The following is a 21005-nucleotide window of genomic DNA, read 5'->3' on the forward strand; positions in this document are numbered from 1 at the left end:
AAAAATTTAAATGATGGTCTTCTCGGTATCTTTGTCAAAAAAATGTATATTGCTCATGTCAAAGACTACTTCAAGGTCTTGGCCAGCCTGAGCCTGCTCCTGGCCTCCAACTTTAGCAATAAAAGAAGCCTCTCCTATGTTAAGATATAGGTAGACTTCAGAGCCCATAGGCTCAACAACCTCCACGTTGACATGCACAACATTCTCAGGCGGTGCTTCAGATACAAAAAGCCTATCGTATATATCTTCCGGACGGATACCGAATATTAACTCCTTGTCCAAATAATCCTTAATATAGAACACCATATCATCCACTATTCTAACCTTAAAACTGCCGGAATCAAAATAGGTCCGGCTATCAATCCTAACTATTTTACCCTCAACAAAGTTCATCGGCGGAGTACCTATAAAGCCCGCAACGAATTTATTGTCCGGCTTATTGTATAGAACATGCGGATCTGCAATCTGCTGGATATAACCATCTTTCATTACAACGATCTTCTCTCCCAGCGTCATAGCCTCCACTTGATCATGGGTAACATATATCATCGTAGACTGCAGCTTCTTGTGCAGCTTGTTCAGCTCCGTTCTCATCTGGCCGCGCAATTTAGCATCAAGATTACTCAAAGGCTCATCAAATAGGAATACCAGAGGCTTTCTTACGATAGCTCTTCCAACAGCAACTCTCTGCTTCTCTCCGCCGGAGAGCTCCCTAGGTTTTCTCTTCAGCAAGTGTTTTATGCTTAAGATATCAGCTGCCTCATTTACCCTTCTATCTATCTCATCTTTAAGATAATTCCTTAACCTTAGGCCGAAAGACATATTCTCATATACTGTCATATGAGGATAGAGAGCATAATTCTGAAAAACCATAGCTATATCTCTATCCTTAGCCGAAATATCATTGACTATCTTATCGCCGATAGAGATCTCGCCTTCTGTAATCTCTTCTAAGCCGGCAATCATTCTAAGAGTGGTGGATTTACCACAGCCGGAAGGACCAAGAAGAACCGTAAACTCTCCGCTCTCAATGTTGAGAGAAAAATCGTTTACGGCTTTAATATCACCTGAATAGACCTTACTAACTTTATTGAGACTAACCTGTGGCATATCCAAAATATATACTTTATATCAACTCAATAGTCAAGAGGAAACTACATTATAGACCCAAAACAGCTTTTAATTTTCCTTGCTGCCGGAATAATTGAGGTAAAATAGAGTGGTTAGACTCAGACTGAGTGAATACTTATCCTGTAATACCTTTTGCGCTTTAAGATAACCTTCTCTGGATACTAAATCCTTCAAAAAATTCTCAAATGCCACCGTATACCTTCTTGTAGATGAAAGACCCTCTATATTTTCAGTAAATGTTTTAAGCGAACACTCATTATTAGCGCAAGTAAACCTACGCTTATTTAACTCAATCTCAACCTTTTTATCTTGATTAGGCTTATCTAGGATCAGCTGCTTTCTGTATTCATAGACTTTATTTGAGAGAGCACCGCAGTTAGGACAGACTGCATATTCTTTATTTTTTTCGACTATAACTTTAATACCTGAAGTTAAAAGCTTTACCTCTCTTCTCTTGATATCTTTTAGATTAAGGACGACCTTACCTTTTATGTTTTTCTCTCTTTTCATACTATGCCCTCTCCTCTAGTATAATATAAACCACATAATAACTACTTTGTCAAATTTCTTAATAAGTTTTTATTAAAAATAAGGTTAATACTGCCGAATTTTACTCTTTTTGGCTCTTATCGCAGCTATAGATCTCTTTCTCTGCAGCCATTAATACGATTAATATAATTGTTTTAATGGCTGCATTAGAAAAGAAAAAGCCCGCAGACCCCTCTACTGTATACCTCCAAAACCGCCGTGTTTTAAAATATATATTAGAGCTGAAAAAGAATCAAGAATTATTTAAATTTTGGGGGTAGATAAAGGATCAGCTGAATCTCTTGAATAACAAGGAGGCATTATGACCGCCAAAACCCAGAGAATTAGATAAAACTAAATTTAATTCGGATTTACGGGCTTCGTTGGGAACATAATCTAAATCACATTCCGAATCAGGGTATTCATAGTTGGTAGTTGGAGGTATAATACCGTCTCTTAAGGCTAGCACAACTGCAACTGCTTCAACTCCTCCTGCAGCACCAAGCAGATGGCCGATCATAGATTTAATTGAACTTACAGGCACACTGCCTGCATCTTTACCAAGCAATCTTTTTATAGCCTTAGTTTCCATCTTATCGTTAAGTTTAGTAGATGTACCATGGGCATTGATATAATTCAGATCCTCGATATTAACCCCAGCATCATCAAGGGCTTTCTTCATAGAATAGTATGCACCATCCCCTTCAGGATCCGGAGCTGTCTGGTGATATGCATCACAACTTGCTCCATAGCCGACAAATTCGGCATAGATATTAGCACCGCGATTCTTTGCATGCTGATACTCTTCTAAAACCAACATCCCTGCTCCTTCTCCCATAATAAAGCCATCCCTCTCATTATCAAAAGGTCTGGATGCATGGGCAGGATCATCGTTTCTAGTTGATAGCGCTTTAAGAGAGCAGAAACCTCCTAAGGCAAGATTTGTAATACAAGACTCTGTACCGCCTGAGACCATAATATCGGCATCTCCATACTGAATCATCCTCAGAGCACCTCCAAGAGAATGACTCCCAGAAGCGCAAGCCGTCACAACGCAGTGGTTAGGTCCTTTTAGCCCTAAAGCAATTGCAACCTGACCGGGAGCAATATTCACTATCATTAGAGGAATAAGGAAGGGTGTTATTCTACGAACACCTTTTTCCTGATATACTGTGACCTGATCCTCTACCAATTTGAGAGCCCCGATACCAGATCCTATAACAACACCAGCCTTATGTTCATCTATCTCCTCAATATTAAGGCCTGAATCTTTCCAAGCCTTTTGAGCTGCACAGACCGCAAACTGGGTAAAACGCTCCATCCTTCTCAGGTCTTTACCTGAGATATATTCACTAGGATCAAAATCCTTTACCTCTCCTGCAATACGTGATGTAAAAGCAGTTGCATCAATTTGAGTTATGGAAGAGATCCCATTCTTACCGCTAGTTATAGCTGACCAAAACTCTTCCACCTCATTGCCAAGAGGCGAGATAACACCTAAACCTGTAACTACGACTCGTCTTTTCATATTATTATAATGCTATGCCGAGCATTGCTCGGCATAATCATCGCTTCAAAAACTGGCTAAATTACTCCTCTGTACTTCCTGCTTTCTCTCCTATGTACTTAACAGCATCTGATACCATGCGGATCTTCTCAGCATCTTCATCCGGTATTTCAATACCAAACTCTTCCTCAAAAGCCATTACAAGCTCAACCGTATCAAGAGAATCAGCACCTAAATCATCTACAAAAGAGGCGTTATCTGTAATCTCATCCTCTTTAACATTTAACTGTTCTGAAATAATCTTCTTCACTTTTTCTGCTACTCCCATCTGACTCCTCCTTTCAATTATTAATAATAAGGTTAAATTTATATATCATATTCAATCAATTTAGTCAATATTTTATAAAATTAGGAGATCATACCCCCGTCTACAACTATAACTTGAGATGTAATATAATCGGAGAGATTTGAAGCCAAAAAGAGTGCTGCATTGGCAACATCATTCGGCTCCCCGAATCTCTTAAGAGCAATACTGTCCAGCATCTTGGCCTTTACTCCATCTCCTAAAGCATCGGTCATCTTAGTCCTTATAAAGCCAGGCGCTATTGCATTAACATTGATATTCCTTGGAGCAAACTCTTTAGCTAGAGACTTGGTAAGAGCAATAAGGCCGCCTTTAGAAGCTGCGTAGTTGGCTTGCCCCGCATTGCCGATTATACCTATGATAGAGGCTATATTTATTATCCTGCCGCCTCTATTCTTTATCATATGTTTAGATACAACCTTGCTGCAGTTAAAGGCTCCTTTTAAATTGACCTTTAAGACAAGATCCCAATCCTCTTCACTCATTCTAAGAAGAAGGTTGTCCCTTGTGATACCAGCATTATTTATAAGAATATCTATTTTATCAAATTTCTCCAATGACTTGACTAAAGCATCCTCAACCTCTTTAAGATTAGAAATATCAGAGATTAGACCCAGCGCCTTTCTGCCTTTAGATTCAATCTCAGAAACCGTATTTAAAAGCCCTTCTCTATCTAAATCTAGACAAATTATATCTGCCCCCTGATCTGCAAATATTAAAGCTATCTTTCTGCCTATACCTCTGCCGGCCCCTGTTATTAAAGCAACTTTTTCATCCAGCATACCCATAGTTTTATGCCTCCTCTAGGATTAACTCCTGATAAAGATTTTCAATATCATTATAGTTTTCTATATTATAGACCACCAGATTGGGATCTATCTTGCGCAGTAAACCTTTTAATGTCTTACCGCAGCCAATCTCTAGAAAACTTGTCAGACCGGAATTTATCATAGCTCTAACACAATCCAACCATAGCGTAGTGCGATTGACCTGGTTTACGAGGTTGGCTTTTATCTCCTGAGGGAAGAAAGAGTAATATGCATTTACATTGCTTAAGACTGTAATCTCGGGCTTTGAGACAGCCAGATCTTTTAAATAGAGCATAAGCTTCCGCGCTGCAGGCTCCATCAAAGAACTATGAAAAGCTCCAGAGACATCCAGCCTCATAACGCGCCTAGCGCCTCTATCTAAAGCCATGGTTTCAGCTCTTTTAATAGCCTCGGGACTTCCCGCTATAACTATTTGGTTGGGAGAGTTGATATTAGCAATCTCAGCTCCAGTATTCTTTGCTATATCTTCTAGGCTATCTAAGTCTAGACCAATAATAGCGCTCATCTGCCCCTCATTCTGACTAGAAGCCTCTTCCATAAACTCCCCTCTTCTCTTGGTAAGAAGTAAGCCATCTTCAAATGATATTGAAGAAGCAGCCACCAGAGATGCATACTCTCCAAGACTCAGGCCGCCAGTAATAGTAGGTTTTATCAAACCTCTAGCCTCTTTAGCAGAGAAATATTCTTCTAGGCACCTTAAGGCTACAATAGATACAAGAAATACGGCTGGCTGACAATTTTTAGTCTTCCTAAGCTCATCTGTAGGACCAAAGAAACAGAGTCTCATAATATCAAAACTCAGTATATCGTTGGCCTTATGGAACATCTCTTTAGCTAAATCAAAATGCTCATAGAGGTCATGTCCCATGCCTATATATTGAGAACCCTGGCCCGGGAATATATAACCTAAATTCATAATCTAACCCCTAGCTAACCTTGATTACAGTCGCACCCCAAGTAAGGCCACCACCAAACGCAACCAAGAGCAATATATCATCTTTATTTATATCTTTTAAATCCAAAACCTCACAAAGAGCAACAGCACCTGAAGCACTGGACATATTACCATATCTACCTATATTGACAAATACCTGTTCTTTTTTTAATCCAAGCATCTTGGCCGTAGCCCATATTATTCTAGAGTTAGCCTGATGAGGAATAAGCCGTTTGACGTCTGTTTTATCTAGACCAGCCTTTTCAAGCACTATCTCTGCAGAGCTAGCCATAATCTTAACTGCAATTTTAAAAAGCTCATTTCCCTTCATCTTAAGACAGTGTAGTTTCTCATCCACAGTCTTATGAGTTGCAGGATTTCTAGATCCGCCTCCAGGAAGATAGAGCAGCTCATCTTTACTGCCGTCTGCACCTAAGTAACTGCTTAAAAAACCGCCGCTCTCTACTTCTGACAATACAACAGCTCCAGCTCCATCTCCGAATAAAACGCAGGTATTTCTATCCTCCCAGTCAGCTATCATTGATAACTTCTCAGATCCAATAACCAAAGCATTTTTATAGCCTGAGCTAGACATCAAACCTCTTGCAACATCCATTGCATATATAAACCCAGAGCAAGCCGCACTGATATCAAAACAGACTGCATTCTCTGCCTTTAATTTTTTCTGCACAAAGCAGGCGCTGGAAGGAAAAGACATATCCGAAGTTATAGTGGCAACTACGATAAGATCAATATCTCCTGGAGAGAGCCCTGCTTTCTCCAAGGCCTTGCTCCCGGCTTCAGCACCCATATCGCTAACCGCCATATCATCTCCTGCAATCCTTCTTGTCTTAATACCAGTCCTTGTTGTTATCCACTCATCTGTTGTATCAACCATCTTCTCTAAATCAGCATTGCTAAGTACTCTATCTGGGACATAGAAACCCCAGCCGACAATACCTACATTCATCTTATCTCCCCTATTTGCACCGAAGCTATTCTGTCTCTGATCTTCTCTCTTAAGTCTATATCAACCATCTCTTTGGCAACTTTGATAGAGTTCTTAATAGCCTTACTGGAAGAAGAGCCATGACATATAATAACATTGCCATCTACACCTAAAAGCGGAGCACCGCCATACTCTGTATAGTCCATATCCCGCTTCATCTTCTTTAAGGCAGGCAGCATCAGTAATGCTCCCAACCTAGACAAAATACTTTGCTTTATATGCTTTTTAAGCAATGCTGCAGTAGCCATAGCAACCGACTCAGATACTTTTAAGGCAACATTGCCCACAAACCCATCTGCTACAACAACATCACATTTACCGAAAAATATATCTCTGCCTTCTATATTGCCTATGTAATTAGCAGCTCCTTCCTTAAGAAGAGTGTTTACTATCTTCATAAACTCAGTTCCCTTTGACTCCTCTTCTCCTATATTAAGCAATCCAAGACTGGGATTCTTTTTATCTAATATCAGCTCAGCATAAGCTGCCCCCATAAGCCCATACTGGAAAAGATGAAGCGGCTTGGGGTCAATATTGGCTCCTACATCTATCATCAATGAGAACCCTTTGACAGTTGGAAATATTATTGCAATACCTGGTCTCTCAACCCCTGGTAAAGTACGTAGGATCATAGTTGCAGCACAGACAACAGCTCCTGTATTACCTGCACCTATAAAGACGTCGGCTTCTCTGTTTTTAAGCATCCCCATGGCTCTATTTATAGAAGAATCTTTCTTCCTCCTCACACTAAGCGCAGGAGCTTCATCCATAGTGATAACTTCTTTAGCATCAACAATATAAATACCATCCCCTCTTCCTTTAATAAGAGAGGAAATCTCAGAAGACCGGCCAACAAGATAGATTTCGATATTAGGAGTCTCTTCCAAGGCCAGCTGAGCACCCTGGACACAGGCCGCAGGGGCAAAATCCCCTCCCATTGCATCTATTGCAATCTTAGCTTTCATCTTTTACTACTACTTTCCTGCCTTTATAGGAACCGCAATGTGGACAGATTCTATGCATCGTTTTAGGCTGCTTGCACTCTGGGCAGAGCGACACTGAAGGCTCTGCTACCTTCCAGTGCGTACGCCTTTTTTGAGACCGCGCATTGGAATGTCTCCTTTTTGGATTAGCCATCTAAAACCTCCTTAAAAATTATCAATTTTCTGCTATTCTGCACTTACACTCTTCCCTGTTTAAATTCACCCTGCAAGTTAAGCATATTCCAGCACAGCCCTCCCTACAAAGCGGCTTCTGAGGATAGCTCAGTATTACCTCTTCCCTGATGCTATCACTGATATCAATAGAGTCAGAATTCTGAATATTATAGTTCAAAATACAATTTTTATCAAAGGGAAGTTTAAACTCATCTAAACACCTGCTGCAAAAAAGCTTCAGAATATGCTCTATCCTAGATTCAATTATAAGCTCACCAGTTGCTATTTCAATGCTCATATCCAATCTCAAAAGACCTTCAAAAGCAACTGCAGCTTCCTCCGAACCATCTACCTCTAAATCCATCAACAAAACCTTAGGTTCAAGCTCTAAGGTTCTCTTTAGTCCCTCAGGAGGAACACTCTTAATGTTTATCACTAAAGCATCTATCATCTTTTCAGCAACCTCAGCCCTTCTCTGGCAATCATAAGCTCTTCATCTGTGGATACAACAAGGACCTTTGCATTAAATTTACCTAGGATAAATTTAAGTCTCTTCTTTATATCTCTTCTCAGCCTTAACTGGTTCTCTCCTATACCGCCTGTGAGCACAACTGCATCAACACCTTCTAAGATACCGACATAGGAGGATATATATTTTATAAGCCTATAGAGAAAGATGTCGTAAGCAAGGCGTGCCCGCTTATTTTTATTAAGCATTGCTTGCTCAATAACCCTCATATCATTACTTAGACCAGAGATACCCAGGAGCCCACTCTCCCTATTTAAGATTTTATCTATCTCAGTACAGCTAAATCCTTTCTGCTCTAAAAACAATATAATGGCTGGGTCTATATCCCCCGACCTTGTACCCATGACAAGACCCTCTAAAGGAGTAAAGCCCATGCTTGTATCAATTGACCGCCCGCCTTTAATAGCTGTAATACTGCAGCCATTACCAAGATGGCAACTTATAATCTTAGTCTCTTTTAACTTTTTATTTAAAACCTTAGCTGCTTCCAAAGCTATATAGTTATGACTAGTACCGTGAAAACCATATCTTCTTATCTTATACTGACGATAAAATTTATAAGGAATAGCATAACTGTAAGCATATTCAGGAATAGTATGATGGAAGGCTGTATCAAAGACAGCAATCTGGGGAATATTCTTCAACAATTTAATAGATGCCTCAATAGATAATACCGCCGGAGGATTATGCAGCGGAGCCAAGTGACTGCATTTTTTAATATAGTTTAAAACTTTATTATTTATAACAACAGACTCTTTAAACTTCTCGCCTCCATGGACCACTCTATGGCCAACTCCTATTAGAGAAGAGATATCTTTTGTCTTTTTCTTTATTGCATCTAAAATAAAATCAATGGCTTTGTGGTGATCAGGTATATTTAGTCGCAGCTCTCTATCTTGAGTCTTAAAAAAAGATAACTCTTCGCCAATCTTTTCGATAACACCTTTTTCAGCCAAAGATAATCTATCACCTACCTTAAAGAGGCTATATTTAATAGAAGAACTTCCTGAATTAATTGTTAAAAACCACATTTATTGTCTATTTAGTTGAGCCATTATTGAAATAACAGCTGCATCAAGCACTATCTCTTCTACCTCGCAGCCTCTAGAGAGATCGCTGCCGGGATATCTAGTTCCTAGGAATATGGGACCTAGAGCATTCGCAGACGTCAATCTGTCAACCAGCTTATAGCATATATTACCGCTATTTAAATCGGGGAATATTAAGACATTTGCGCGTCCTGCTACCGTAGACTTAGAGCATTTTATATCTGCAACAGTTTTTACTATAGCAGCATCACCCTGCATCTCACCATCAACATTTAAATCCGGTCTTCTCTCTTTAACTAACTTAATTGCAGCTCTTATCTTACCTACGCTTTCACCAGAAGCGCTACCATGACTAGAATAGCTTAAAAAAGCTATATAAGGCTCCTCCTGAAAGAGAGATTTAAAAAGGTCTCCAGAGTTAATAGCAATATCGGCAAGCTGCTGGAAGTCAGGTGAGAGGATAACTCCGCAATCTGCAAATATAAACTTACCTTTATAGCCGAACTCTTCAATGCCCGTATCCATCAAAAAACAACTCGACACAGAACTTCCTTCTCTAGCTCCTATGCAGTGAATAACCGCCCTTGCTACATCTTTTGTGGTATAGGCTGCCCCCGCTATTACAGCATCAGCTAACCCCTCTCTTACCATTAAAGCGGCAATAAAAACCGAGTTGGACTCTAAGAGATTTTTAATTTTATCCTTAGCTATGTTTTTATTTTTTCTCAAATCACTATAAATATCTACATATTTTTTAATTAGATCTTCATCCTTAGGATTTATAATATTAATCCCCGATAAATCGTCGAAATTATCCTGTTCTAGAAAGATAGTAGGCCGGGCAATATTCCTCTCCTTTATCTCTCTTACAGCATCTCTAATCCTGGGGTCATCTCCTTCCGGGAATATAATCCTGCCTGGATTTAGTGAGGCTTTCTTTATCAACTCTTGCATAATTATACTATTTAGACCTCTTTAGTTTAGCATTCAATCTCTCTGTAGCAGACTGCGGAAGAAAACTAGAGATATCCGCTCCTAAAGAGGCTGCCTCTTTTATCAGCCTGGATGAAATATAAGAATACTTTTCATTGGGCATCATAAATATTGTCTCTATGTCAGGAGCGAACCTCCTGTTGGTCAAAGCCATTTGAAACTCATATTCAAAATCAGATATCATCCTTAAACCTCTCAAAATAATCCTAACCCCTTTAGCTCTTGCAAAATCTACCATTAATCCTTTAAACGATTCAACCACAACTCCTTCTAAATCAGATGTAGCATCTTTAACCATCTGGACTCTTTCAGATAACGTAAAGAGATTATCTTTAGAATTGGTATCAGCAACAGCTACAGTTATCTCATCAAAAAGACGCAAACCTCTCTCTATGATATCGAGATGACCAAGTGTAACAGGATCAAAACTACCAGGATATATTGCTCTTTTTTTCATAAAACAGAATTCGTAAATATAGAGACTACGGTATCACCGTATTTTTTTTCTCTTACCAGCCTAAAGACTCCGATATCGCTAGAGACTACCTCTTTCTTATGATGTTCTGTGAAAACAAGCGAATTTTTCCTTACTATATCACATTCAGAAATCTCAAGCAATATAGATTTAATTACCTTCTCCCGATAAGGGGGGTCTATGAAGATAATATCAAACTTTCTACCTCTTAAGAATCTTATCGCCATAGCCGCATCCATAGCAATAACCTCAGTTTTAACACCATTGAGAGGCTTGATATTCTTGCGTATAGCTCCTAAAGAGTCCAGGTTATTTTCAACAAATACCGCTTCTCTACCGCCCCGTGAAAGAGCTTCGATGCCTAAAGCCCCGCTGCCGGCATAGAGATCCAATACCACCTTATTCTTAACATCATCTCTTAAGGAGTCAAATATAGACCTTTTTACAACTGAAGACGTAGGGCTAATCTTACTCTTAAGCGGAGCATAGACTCTTAAACCTTTAAATCTTCCAGATATAACCTGCATCTTAAAACAATAAAAAAATTAACGGCAGGGTTAAGATTAAAAAAATATGTGTATACATAATGCCTTGAGAGACAAACTCTGTATGAGCACCTTTAAAATGCGCAATCAGAGATAAGGTAGTAGCTGAAGGCATAGCAGCCTGAAGCAGTATTAAAAAAGAGCTGAAGCTATCCAGCTTGATAAATTTTAATAATACCAGAACTACTAGTGGTATAAAAAGAAGTTTGGAGAAAATTAAGACCGAAAGCTCTTTTAAATACTCCAGCTTAAAGAGCCTAGATTGAGCCAATATCATTCCCAGCATAACCATGCTTAGGGGTACAGTGGTAGAGCCTAATTTATATATCGGCTGAATAACAACACCTGGTATCTTAGCTGTTAAACCGCTTAAAGCAAAAGCTATACCTAAAATAGATGCAACAAAAGCTGGAGTAATAAAGCTCTTTAGCTTCATCTTTGATGAGGCATGCATATAATAAAAACCAAAGGATAACATTACAAGATTAAACCCCATAAGATAAGAGAATATATAGAGGTAGGCAATCTCTGACTTAGCAGGTGAGAAAAGATTTCCAACCAGAGCCAGGGGAAGATATCCAGAGTTTTGGAATGCATTTAATAGTACAAACTCTCTTTTTAGATCTTCTCTCTTAACAAGAGACTTGGTAGAGATAAGGCCGACCACAAAACCTATTAGGAAAATAATCAAAGAGGCCAAAAAAAACAGAGAGCAGCCTCCGAGGTTAGCTCTATTTAAATGAGAACTGAAAGAGTAAAAGATAAGCGCAGGTAAAGTTACATAGATTATAAACTTCGTTAAATCCTTCGCTGTATTATCTTTAAATATTCCTATCTTAAGGCTAATATAGCCTGCTAATACAAGCAGCGCTGTCTCAAAGAGTGCTTTCCAGAGCCCTATATTGAAATTTAAACTCTCCATAACATATATATCACTGCCGAGAGGGGGACTTGAACCCCCACCCCTTTTCAAGGACATGATCCTGAACCATGCGCGTCTGCCATTCCGCCATCTCGGCCTATTATATTATCTGGCCATTCTATATTATAACCAAAGAGGAGTCAACGAACGATAGTTATCCTGCTTTTAGGAAGGCTTGTACTACTCTTCTTCTGAGACTTGAATTATAGCTATCCTTAAATCCACATCGAGGTAGGGTATTATCTCCGGATTTCTTCTTACATTCAGCTCTTCAATATTTATAAGGTATTTTGCTCTCTGAAGAATATCAAAAAATTTCATCAAATCCATATACCTGCCTCGACAATACACTCTAAACTGTCTCTGGTAGTACCCCTTTTCTATTTCCGTAAGAGGTAGAATATCAATCCTCATATCTCTCAACCCATACTTAGAGCCGAACTCAGAAGAGAAACTATCCAGAAGCTTAACAAACTCAGTTGTAGCAACCTTATGAGGTATATAGTCAGAGAACTTCAAAGTCTTTGCCTCTATCTCTAGATCGGCCTTATTAAATTCACTTATCGCCTGAAGCATCATCACCTTTCTTTTGTTTTCACCTGAGGCGATATCTATCCTGTTATTATAATCCTCTACATTATTGGTGGTCTTAATGATCAGAAGAAGATATAGCGCTACGGCAACAAGAATCCCCGATAAAATATAGAAAACGATTATTGCAAACTGCTTATCAACTCTAAAATTAAACATCGTCACAGCTCTCTCTTAGTTAAAAAATCAGGATTTATATATCCAGCCATAGTATAAGAATAACTTCTAATCTCTCCTATTTTGACCTTGCCAGACCTCTCAATCTCAAATTTAATGTTCTGAAATAAATCTGACTCTTCAAAGCTCAGCCTTGCTTTTCTTAATACCAACTGGGCATCCGGATAAGTGCCTTCGTATTCACCCTGAATCTGAAATACCATAGCACCTTCACTATTAAATCCTACCCAAAAATCAACCACTAGCATAGTCGAGTCTATAAGATTTGAAATCTCAGTAAAAAACCCTTCCCATCCAATATAAGGCCTCTGTAATCTCGAGAAAACATCTCTCAACCTAGCAGAGTCTTCTCTTTTTATTAAAACATCTTCATATTCCTGCTCTAAGTTCTCCGGATAACTATCTATCTCAAACTGAACTTGATTAAACTGCTTCTTCTGCGCAGAGAATCTATTCTTATGACCAAGGTAAAGATAGTATATAGTGGCATAGACAAATAGAAATACCATCACTATCTCAAGATATATTCTTTTACTAGTCCTAGCTTTCTCTACCTTAGGCGCAAGATTAAACTTGCTTTTTAAGTCTGAGATTAAAGCCCCGCCGACACATGAAGCATAAAGAGAGTAGTGGCTCTTAAAATCATCATCGGCAATAAGCCGCTTTGCAATAGGCAGAGTCTCTACTTCTAACTTTAATCTCTCTTTTAAGATCTCAGTTATATCGGCAACTTCCAACCCGCCTCCAGTAAGAACTATTTTAGATATCTTATCTCCGGAGCCGAACTTCTCCTGATAGAATAATATCGACCTCTGCAATTCAGCTCTGAACTTATCTGAGAATCTTGAAATAGATCTCTTGTATCTCTTACCCTCTTCTGTCTCAGGATAGGATTCAAATTTAAATCCATATTGATCAATAAAATCTTTTATTTCTTTCTCTGGAACATTATTATCCTGAGATACCACCTCAGCAATATTCCCTATAGTTACATACATGCTCCTTGCAAACTTCAATTGACCATCCCTAATTATAACCATAGACGTCAACTCGTTGCCCACATCAACGAGAACAATATTATTGAGTTCCGGATAGAGGCTCTGCAGCAAGCTGTAAAGCGTATAGGGCTTGATTGTAAACATATGCGGCTTTACGCCTAAAGATGCAAAATTATTCAAATAACTATTCAGTTTATCTGTATCCGCTAAGACTGTAAAAATATCCTGAACCCTACCGGACTTAACAGTTCTCTCTCCAAGCTTTAGATATTCGATCTTATTATTTCTATCTTCTTGAATTACTGTTGTCTTCTTAATCTCACGCTCTAGGAACTGTACTATATCCTTACCTTTGATAATCGGAATAGTAAGAACTGCATCAGAAGCATCTTTTGAAGGTACTGTTAAAGATATCGAACTGTTGCTGTAGTTTCTATCTTTAATCTCAGCCTTAAACTGAGTGAGAAGTATATCCCAATCAATAACTATATCTTTTGTCTTCTCCCCTCCAGGAAGAGTAAGCATCGGTATAGCTATATTTTTGTAATAGACTATCTTAAAATCGCCATTAGAAGAACCTTCGATCTCAACTATTTTAAGATTCTTTTTACTTAATTCAAGACTAAGATATTTTTTATTTTTCATATTTCATTTAATTCTATCAAAATTTATCTCTACTTAAAAGATATATATCTATAAAAACTATAGGCCTCTAGGATTTATATCGTCATCTGCCCCAGAATCATCAGCTCTATCTGGCCCGTAAGAGTAGAGGTAATATACTGTATTACCGCCTACTGCCATCGAATCTAGAACATACTCATTACCCCAGGCATCATATTTAAAAGCATAATCATGTAAGTCAAAATAATCTCTTGGGTATCCTGGGTTAAGATAGTGTTGATAAATTTCCTCTACCGAGAGAGCAACATTGTAAATACGGACTTCATCGATAGACCCATTAAAAAATCGAGTCGAAACATCATAGCTACCGATTTGAGCATCGTAACTACTCAAAGGAGAGACAAAAGAATCAGAATAAGGGCCCAGCTCTACACCATCATAATACATATTGTATTCTGTGCCTGATTCATCATGTGTTACAGCAAGAAAATGCCATTGATTATCATAATAATTCTGAGTACTTTTCCTAAAAACATGCGCACTACCAGTATGATATAATAGAGCTATTTGATCCTGTTCTACATAAAGAGCCAGCGCGGTACTCGGTAAGGCTCTATGTAAATTGACAATTCTTCCCTCATTTCCATAAGCAGGATGGTTTAAGTTGGTCTTAAACCAAGCAGTGACAGTAAAATCCTGCGTTGTTAAAATAACATTAGAATAGGATAAGTTGACATGATCACCGCTACCGTCAAAATTTCCACAGCTTCCCACCTTACCGCTGGCGGATATAGCTGCATTTCCATTAGCAGTACCGCTGTTACCCATACCACTATTATCAACAACTTCACCTGCTGCCCCTGCCCAGGCAGACTCATCCATATGCAGATTCAAAACCTCCCATTCAAACAGGTCTGAGATATCACTTGGAGCAGATCCTGTTGCTCTTACATAATCAGCTAATGCAATCTGGATAACATCGAGCTCATCCTGTACTCTTCTTATCTTATCCTCTTTTATTGTTATAGCATTAGACCTAACAACTATATCGTCTCCTCCTCCGCTTGCTCCATTTTGACCATAGCTTGTAACAACACAAAAATCATCTCCGTAAGTATAATCATAGATATAATCATTCTGCCAAGCATCTTTTTGATAGCTATCATCATCAAACTTATCCTGAATATAAGGGCCATCCCAAAGACCAACCCTATAGGCCTGTAAATCTGTATCTGCAGCATCCATTCTACTGTTAGGCGTAGGGGTTCTCTCTAAATCAAGAAAGTCAGTACTAACAGCTCCGGAATCTCCAGGAAACTGGTCTAGATCTTTATAAAAATCGAGCAAAGATTCAGCTATAATATCCAGCTCGTCTCTAGTTGCATCTTTTAATTCAGAAGTTGTAATATTATAGAATACAGTGGCAAAAGTACCAGCGATAAGTGATGAGATAATAATTGCAACAATAAGCTCCATAAGGGTGATGCCGGAAGACCCAGAATGCTTAAATACTAATAACTGATTAAATCTATACATTATATCTAAGGCATACCCTCAGGTAGAATATCATCATCACTACAGGAGTCATCAGCTCCGTCAGGACCATAGCTATAAAATGTCTGCTTGGTCTCATCGTAATGGTAAGGCTCTCCAGCTGCCCTATCTTCTCCGGGAGCACCTCTAATGCCCCAGTTATCATACTTATAATCACTATCTATTAGATAAGTACTGAAATCGGCTGATTCAGATGTAATAGAACTGCTTAAAGCATAACCATCTCTTACAAAATCTTCAACAGCCTTGTTAACCTCTATCAACTCATCCTCTACTGCTCTGTGATAGTTCCTATAGATATCGCTGCAGGAGACATTGTATGTTATATCATCTCCCCCGCTTATCCTATTTGGCCCATAAGAAACAAGGGTTGCATTCTTTGAATCTGATTTGGTATATACAATGGCTTTTCTCCAGGCATCATAAGCATAGTCACCACTATACTCAGATGACCTAATATACTCCGGAGAAAGATCTGTCAAATCACTGGCTGGCAGATCAAAGTTACACTCATAGTAAAGCCTCAACGCCTCACCTAAAGCATGGAGCTTGCTCTCAGCGTTAGATATCTTTGCTCTTCTTATAGTCGTTACTGCAAGAGGAGTTAACAGCCCGGCTAAAACCCCCATTATTATAATGACTACGATAAGCTCCATCAGAGTTACACCTTTAATTTTATTGTACAGATAACTCATAACTATGGTGTTAAATCAACTCCTGCCGGATATATTTCATCATAGACATCATCTTCGCCGCTCGGAGAACTATCCGGACCGTAACTATAGAAGGTAGATAGATTCTCATCATAACGGTAAGGCTCTCCCCAGGGATCATAGATATCAGCAGCATCAAGCTCAGAAGATAGAACCTCAGAGCTATTCCCAGTAGTAATGGTATTACCTTTTGAGATATACTTTTCAACAGCCTGGTTCACCCTGCTCAGCCTCTTCTGAGTATCTCTACGCCACTTCTTCCAGATGTCCTTGGCCTGCACTATATAAAGAATATCGTCATCACTTGCAATCCTATCCGGACCAAATGAACGTAATGTAGCGCTAATTTGACCGGCATTATAGGTATATTGAAAAGCTACCCGCCAAGCATCATAAGCATAGTCATCACCATATTCAGACTCACTAATATAACCTGCCGTCTCTAAAGATGTTAGATCATTAGGATCTAGTGTCGTATCTTCTGGAAACTCAGCATTGCTCTCATAATATGAAGATAGAGCTTTATCAAGAATCTCTATCTTCTCTTCTGTGCTCCGAATCTTTGTTTGCCTAATAGCAATATTACCAAGGGGCGTTAAAACCCCGGCAAAGATGCCCACAATAACAATCACAACTATTACCTCAAGTAATGTAAAGGCTTTTCTATTCACTCTGGTATATATCATCATCACCTCCTGTAACTCTATCAGGACCAAAACTATAAAAAACTCCATTTCCGCTATCCCAGGCATACTCACTCTGCCATTCATCGTATTTATAAGCCCAATCAGTTAAATAAACCCCTCTTAAGTATTCCTGAAAAACATCGCTGGCAGGTAAAGCCCGGCTCCAGATACGGACTTCGTCGATAAAGCCATTTAAAACATTATCGGCACTATATTTACCTATTAAACTATCTCCACTAATAGGCGTTGAAGGTATAAAGGCATTATCCTCTTTCAAAACCGCATTAAGATACAAATAATAATGATCTTCTGTCCAAGAAAAAACAACATGATACCATTCGTCTTCTGAAATGCTATATGTATTAGTATACTCGCCTCCACCTACTAACATCCCGCTGGCACCACTCCAATAAATCTGAATATTTTCAGTATTTAATACATAAACTAATGGCCGACTTGATCCCCCATTACTGAATATTCCCCCAGCAGAATTACTGCCTGATGAATCTCCTGCTTTATTAAACCATGATTCAATAGCTCCTCCAGCTGTAGCTGTACTGAGATAATATCCCGGAATATTCACATAATCATCCACCCCATCAAAACTCCCGCATCTACCAAGCTTGCCTGTAAAAACAGTAGTCACCCCTCCGTAGGCAGTGCCATCATTAGATCCTTGAGAATCTACTGCATCAGGAGCTACTCCATCCCAAGAACCTTCATCCATCTTCCAATGACTAATGAGACCCGTAGTATCACAGCCGTAAGTTTGAAATAAATTGTCTATATCAAATCCAACAGGGGAAAATGTCTCACCTGCATTATCATATCTTGTCTCCAGCTCTTCTTTTCTGGCATTTATATAAGCAAGCTCTCCTTTTGTATTTCTTATCTTCTCCTCAACCACATCATTTGCAGTAATTGTTATAACTACATCGTCTCCTCCACCAGCTGCACGATTTAAACCATAGCTTGTAATGGTAGCTGTTGTAGCCCCAGCAGTATAATCATAGATATAGGGTTTATTCCAAGCATCCTTAAGATATTCTTGTATAAAATCGACAGTATCTCCGTCTTTATCCTCATCATACCCCCCTCTAACATAGGGGCCGTCCCAAACGCTCTGTCTGTAACTCTGCAGAGACGCAGTGCCCTCAAAGCGGGCTGCTAGAGGCTGAGTCTCTAAGTCTAGGAAGTCTGCTGCAGCATCCCCGCTATCAGTTACAAACTGATCGCAATCTCTATAGAAACTTAAAAGGCCGTTGACTATTATCTGCATTTCATCTTCAGTCGTACTAATACTCTTTGCCTTAAGTATTACATCGCTCAATACCAGAGATGCCCAAATAGAGAGCGACATTACAGCAACCAGGATAACAGCTGAGACGAAAGTGACGCCCTTCTCCTCTGTCAATAGAGCAGAACCTTTCTTATGACGATAATTTTGGAACAGAGATAAAACCATTTTTTAATGTGACTTAACAACATTAACCATATTGAACATCGGAACAAATATTGAAAAAGCTATAAAACCTACGCCTATGCCCATAATGACCAAGAGCAACGGCTCCATCAAAGCAAAGACCCTGGTTATAGTCTTAGGAACGTCATTGTCATAGTATTCAGATACCTTACGTACTGTCTCCTCTAACGTACCGGAACTCTCACCAACTGAGACCATTCTTGTAAGTAGAGGAGGAAACCCGCGGCTCTCTTTAAAAGAGTTGGCTAGATTTTCACCTATATTAACCTTATCTCTTATTGAAGATATGTCCATCTCTAAGACCTTATTGCCTACGACCGAGCGGCATAAATCTAATGCTCTTATAACATCAATGCCGCTCCTTAAAGCCATTGAGAAAGTATGAGTAAAACGAGATACGGCAACTTTATTAAGCAGTACTCCAAATATAGGCAGTTTAAACTTCAATCTATCAAACAATAACCTTCCCTGCTGAGTACCAAGGTAAGTCTTAAAAGCAATGAAAGCGGCAATAGAGCCTACGATAAGGACCTTCCACTGAGTGCGAACAGTATTGCTCATCCACATCAGCGTCTTGGTTGTGATGGGTATTTCCATATCCATACCTTCAAATATACCTATAAATTTAGGCAGTACAAACGTAACCAAAACTATCATAGCTCCGCCTATAGCAAGCAACAAAACAACCGGATAGATCATGGCCTGCATAACCTGAGATCTTATCGCAGATTTCCATTCTAAATAATGAGAGAGATATTTTAAAACCTCAGCCAGATTACCTGTTGTCTCACCGCTTCTTACAGCCCCTACATATAAGTTGTCGAATATTTTGGGATAAGATTTCAAAGCTTCCTCAAAAGAGAAACCTTTCTCTATCATAGAATAGATATCAAATACTACACTGCTTAAGTACGGATCCTCAGGGGTCTTAGAGAGATCATATAGCGAACTTAAGAGCGGCACACCGCTATCAACGTATGTTCCCAGTTGGTAAGTGAAGCTTATTAGAGAGCTGTTCTTTATCTTAGACACTTTTTTTGTCGAAGAGAAAAGCTGCTGCTTCTTAACTGCTTCCTGGACGCTTATAAGCGTTTGACCCTGCTGAGAGAGCACGCCCTCTACTTCAGACTCACTCGATACCTTAAGCTTGCCCTTAAAATACTTTCCGTTAGCATCTATTGCTTTATATGTATATGTAGGCATATCTTATCAATTTAAAATATTAATCTTAGCCTTCTGAAACATAGATGTAGATATAAGTTGATCCATTAGACCTGACTTTACCGGTCGTAGTCGTACCATCGTCTAAGAGATTATCCACATCTACGCATGTCTCAGATGTTAAATCATCACTTCCTTTATTTATAGAGAGATAGGCTTCATTACCTGCTGTACCGTCAAAATTAAAAGTAGCATATGTGCCGTAATTATATTCGTACTCTCCATTCCAGGGATTCTCATCCGGCCAGGAGTCTATATAGTCTGGAACTAAACCGGGATCAGCTCCGGCAGAAGCATTAGCAGGAAAAGCAATATTATCACCAAAATAACTCATAAGAGCCTTCTTTATTATATTAATTTCTGAGACCGCAGTAGCAACTCTACCTGCATGCATAACATTATTTATTTTAATAATGGATATCGAAGCTAAAGTAGATACAACTACTATAACCATAACCATCTCAATCAAAGTCCAGCCTCTTCTTGAGGTTCTCATCTTTAAACCTCCAGAGTTTAATAAATTAGCATCTCTATCTTTCATAGAGCTGTTTATAATAATATAATGTTTCACTTGAAACAGTACCGCCCATAGTAGAAAGTTGCTCAAAGGTCTTGCAACCAATAACCGCAAAAGGTATAGCTCCTGTAGCATCCCTCTTATAAGCATACTTATAAGTAGCATCGTTCTTAGGGTCTTCTATGGTCTGAGTTATATAGTTGCCTGTCGTAAGATCCCCTAAAAAAGCACCTGTTGAATAGGTCCAGGCCGCAGCTGTAGGATAGGCAGCATTATCTAGATAATAAGCCTGAAGAGCCGAGGCAAGACTATCAATATCTGAAATACGCCTGACATCTCTTCCTTTTTTAATAGTCTTAACTATCTGAGGTGTAATAACGCCTGATAAGAGCCCTAAAATAACAATAACTGCAACTACCTCTGCAAGGGTAAAACCGGATCTTTTTCTCTTTTTAGATTTCATCATTT

Annotated in this window: 24 protein-coding genes and 1 tRNA gene; all 25 read right to left on the bottom strand. The window is 39.0% G+C overall.

The window, feature by feature from the left end; all coding sequences use genetic code 11:
• Nucleotides 1–6: 6 nt before the first annotated feature.
• Nucleotides 7–1110: a sn-glycerol-3-phosphate ABC transporter ATP-binding protein UgpC gene (ugpC, locus tag P9X27_04030; protein ID MDP8253552.1), complete on the bottom strand. Its 1104-nt coding sequence runs from the start codon at nt 1108–1110 to the stop codon at nt 7–9.
• Between the two features lie 69 nt (nt 1111–1179).
• Nucleotides 1180–1641 carry a transposase family protein gene (locus P9X27_04035; GenBank protein ID MDP8253553.1) on the bottom strand — a complete coding sequence of 154 codons (462 nt, stop codon included), beginning with the start codon at nt 1639–1641 and terminating at the stop codon, nt 1180–1182.
• Nucleotides 1642–1948: 307 nt separating this feature from the next.
• Nucleotides 1949–3187, bottom strand: a complete 1239-nt coding sequence (gene fabF / locus P9X27_04040) for a beta-ketoacyl-ACP synthase II (GenBank protein ID MDP8253554.1) — start codon at nt 3185–3187, stop codon at nt 1949–1951.
• A gap of 61 nt (nt 3188–3248) precedes the next feature.
• The gene (locus P9X27_04045; protein MDP8253555.1) at nt 3249–3494 is read right to left on the bottom strand and encodes an acyl carrier protein; all 246 of its coding nucleotides are present in this window, start codon (nt 3492–3494) and stop codon (nt 3249–3251) included.
• A gap of 80 nt (nt 3495–3574) precedes the next feature.
• Nucleotides 3575–4318, bottom strand: a complete 744-nt coding sequence (gene fabG, locus P9X27_04050) for a 3-oxoacyl-[acyl-carrier-protein] reductase (protein MDP8253556.1) — start codon at nt 4316–4318, stop codon at nt 3575–3577.
• Between the two features lie 4 nt (nt 4319–4322).
• On the bottom strand, nt 4323–5276 hold the full coding sequence (gene fabD, locus P9X27_04055) for an ACP S-malonyltransferase (protein ID MDP8253557.1): 954 nt from the start codon (nt 5274–5276) through the stop codon (nt 4323–4325).
• 10 nt (nt 5277–5286) lie between these two features.
• Nucleotides 5287–6264: a beta-ketoacyl-ACP synthase III gene (locus P9X27_04060; protein MDP8253558.1), complete on the bottom strand. Its 978-nt coding sequence runs from the start codon at nt 6262–6264 to the stop codon at nt 5287–5289.
• Nucleotides 6261–7268 (bottom strand): phosphate acyltransferase PlsX, encoded by a 1008-nt coding sequence (gene plsX / locus P9X27_04065; protein MDP8253559.1) that lies wholly within the window; start codon nt 7266–7268, stop codon nt 6261–6263. The genes P9X27_04060 and plsX overlap by 4 nt, the downstream gene beginning before the upstream one ends.
• Complete coding sequence (gene rpmF, locus P9X27_04070) at nt 7258–7440, bottom strand: 50S ribosomal protein L32 (GenBank protein MDP8253560.1); 183 nt, start codon at nt 7438–7440, stop codon at nt 7258–7260. Before rpmF ends, plsX begins: the two co-directional genes overlap by 11 nt.
• Before the next feature lie 21 nt (nt 7441–7461).
• Nucleotides 7462–7911, bottom strand: a complete 450-nt coding sequence (locus tag P9X27_04075) for a YceD family protein (protein ID MDP8253561.1) — start codon at nt 7909–7911, stop codon at nt 7462–7464.
• Complete coding sequence (locus P9X27_04080) at nt 7908–9020, bottom strand: acetate kinase (GenBank protein MDP8253562.1); 1113 nt, start codon at nt 9018–9020, stop codon at nt 7908–7910. Before P9X27_04080 ends, P9X27_04075 begins: the two co-directional genes overlap by 4 nt.
• Nucleotides 9021–9992: a phosphate acyltransferase gene (locus P9X27_04085; protein MDP8253563.1), complete on the bottom strand. Its 972-nt coding sequence runs from the start codon at nt 9990–9992 to the stop codon at nt 9021–9023.
• Nucleotides 9993–9999: 7 nt separating this feature from the next.
• Nucleotides 10000–10488, bottom strand: a complete 489-nt coding sequence (gene coaD / locus P9X27_04090; protein MDP8253564.1) for a pantetheine-phosphate adenylyltransferase — start codon at nt 10486–10488, stop codon at nt 10000–10002.
• Entirely contained in the window at nt 10485–11033 is a 549-nt protein-coding gene (gene rsmD, locus P9X27_04095; protein MDP8253565.1) for a 16S rRNA (guanine(966)-N(2))-methyltransferase RsmD, read from the bottom strand. Before rsmD ends, coaD begins: the two co-directional genes overlap by 4 nt.
• A gap of 1 nt (nt 11034) precedes the next feature.
• On the bottom strand, nt 11035–12024 hold the full coding sequence (locus P9X27_04100) for an AEC family transporter (protein ID MDP8253566.1): 990 nt from the start codon (nt 12022–12024) through the stop codon (nt 11035–11037).
• Nucleotides 11988–12070: transfer RNA gene (locus tag P9X27_04105), tRNA-Leu, on the bottom strand. The genes P9X27_04100 and P9X27_04105 overlap by 37 nt, the downstream gene beginning before the upstream one ends.
• Nucleotides 12071–12153: 83 nt before the next feature.
• Nucleotides 12154–12723, bottom strand: coding sequence for a hypothetical protein (locus P9X27_04110; protein ID MDP8253567.1), 570 nt, complete (start codon nt 12721–12723; stop codon nt 12154–12156).
• Nucleotides 12724–12725: 2 nt separating this feature from the next.
• Nucleotides 12726–14384: a pilus assembly protein PilM gene (pilM, locus tag P9X27_04115; protein MDP8253568.1), complete on the bottom strand. Its 1659-nt coding sequence runs from the start codon at nt 14382–14384 to the stop codon at nt 12726–12728.
• Nucleotides 14385–14441: 57 nt separating this feature from the next.
• Nucleotides 14442–15899 (bottom strand): LamG-like jellyroll fold domain-containing protein, encoded by a 1458-nt coding sequence (locus tag P9X27_04120; protein MDP8253569.1) that lies wholly within the window; start codon nt 15897–15899, stop codon nt 14442–14444.
• Nucleotides 15900–15904: 5 nt separating this feature from the next.
• Nucleotides 15905–16612, bottom strand: a complete 708-nt coding sequence (locus tag P9X27_04125; protein MDP8253570.1) for a type II secretion system protein GspG — start codon at nt 16610–16612, stop codon at nt 15905–15907.
• A gap of 2 nt (nt 16613–16614) precedes the next feature.
• Nucleotides 16615–17316 carry a type II secretion system protein GspG gene (locus P9X27_04130; GenBank protein ID MDP8253571.1) on the bottom strand — a complete coding sequence of 234 codons (702 nt, stop codon included), beginning with the start codon at nt 17314–17316 and terminating at the stop codon, nt 16615–16617.
• Complete coding sequence (locus P9X27_04135; GenBank protein ID MDP8253572.1) at nt 17294–18781, bottom strand: LamG domain-containing protein; 1488 nt, start codon at nt 18779–18781, stop codon at nt 17294–17296. The genes P9X27_04130 and P9X27_04135 overlap by 23 nt, the downstream gene beginning before the upstream one ends.
• A 3-nt stretch (nt 18782–18784) precedes the next feature.
• Entirely contained in the window at nt 18785–20002 is a 1218-nt protein-coding gene (locus P9X27_04140) for a type II secretion system F family protein (GenBank protein ID MDP8253573.1), read from the bottom strand.
• 25 nt (nt 20003–20027) lie between these two features.
• The gene (locus P9X27_04145; GenBank protein ID MDP8253574.1) at nt 20028–20561 is read right to left on the bottom strand and encodes a prepilin-type N-terminal cleavage/methylation domain-containing protein; all 534 of its coding nucleotides are present in this window, start codon (nt 20559–20561) and stop codon (nt 20028–20030) included.
• Nucleotides 20551–21003, bottom strand: coding sequence for a prepilin-type N-terminal cleavage/methylation domain-containing protein (locus tag P9X27_04150; GenBank protein ID MDP8253575.1), 453 nt, complete (start codon nt 21001–21003; stop codon nt 20551–20553). Before P9X27_04150 ends, P9X27_04145 begins: the two co-directional genes overlap by 11 nt.
• Nucleotides 21004–21005: the final 2 nt, after the last annotated feature.

The sequence above is a fragment of the Candidatus Kaelpia aquatica genome (assembly GCA_030765335.1).
Taxonomy (GTDB): domain Bacteria; phylum Omnitrophota; class Gorgyraeia; order Kaelpiales; family Kaelpiaceae; genus Kaelpia; species Kaelpia aquatica.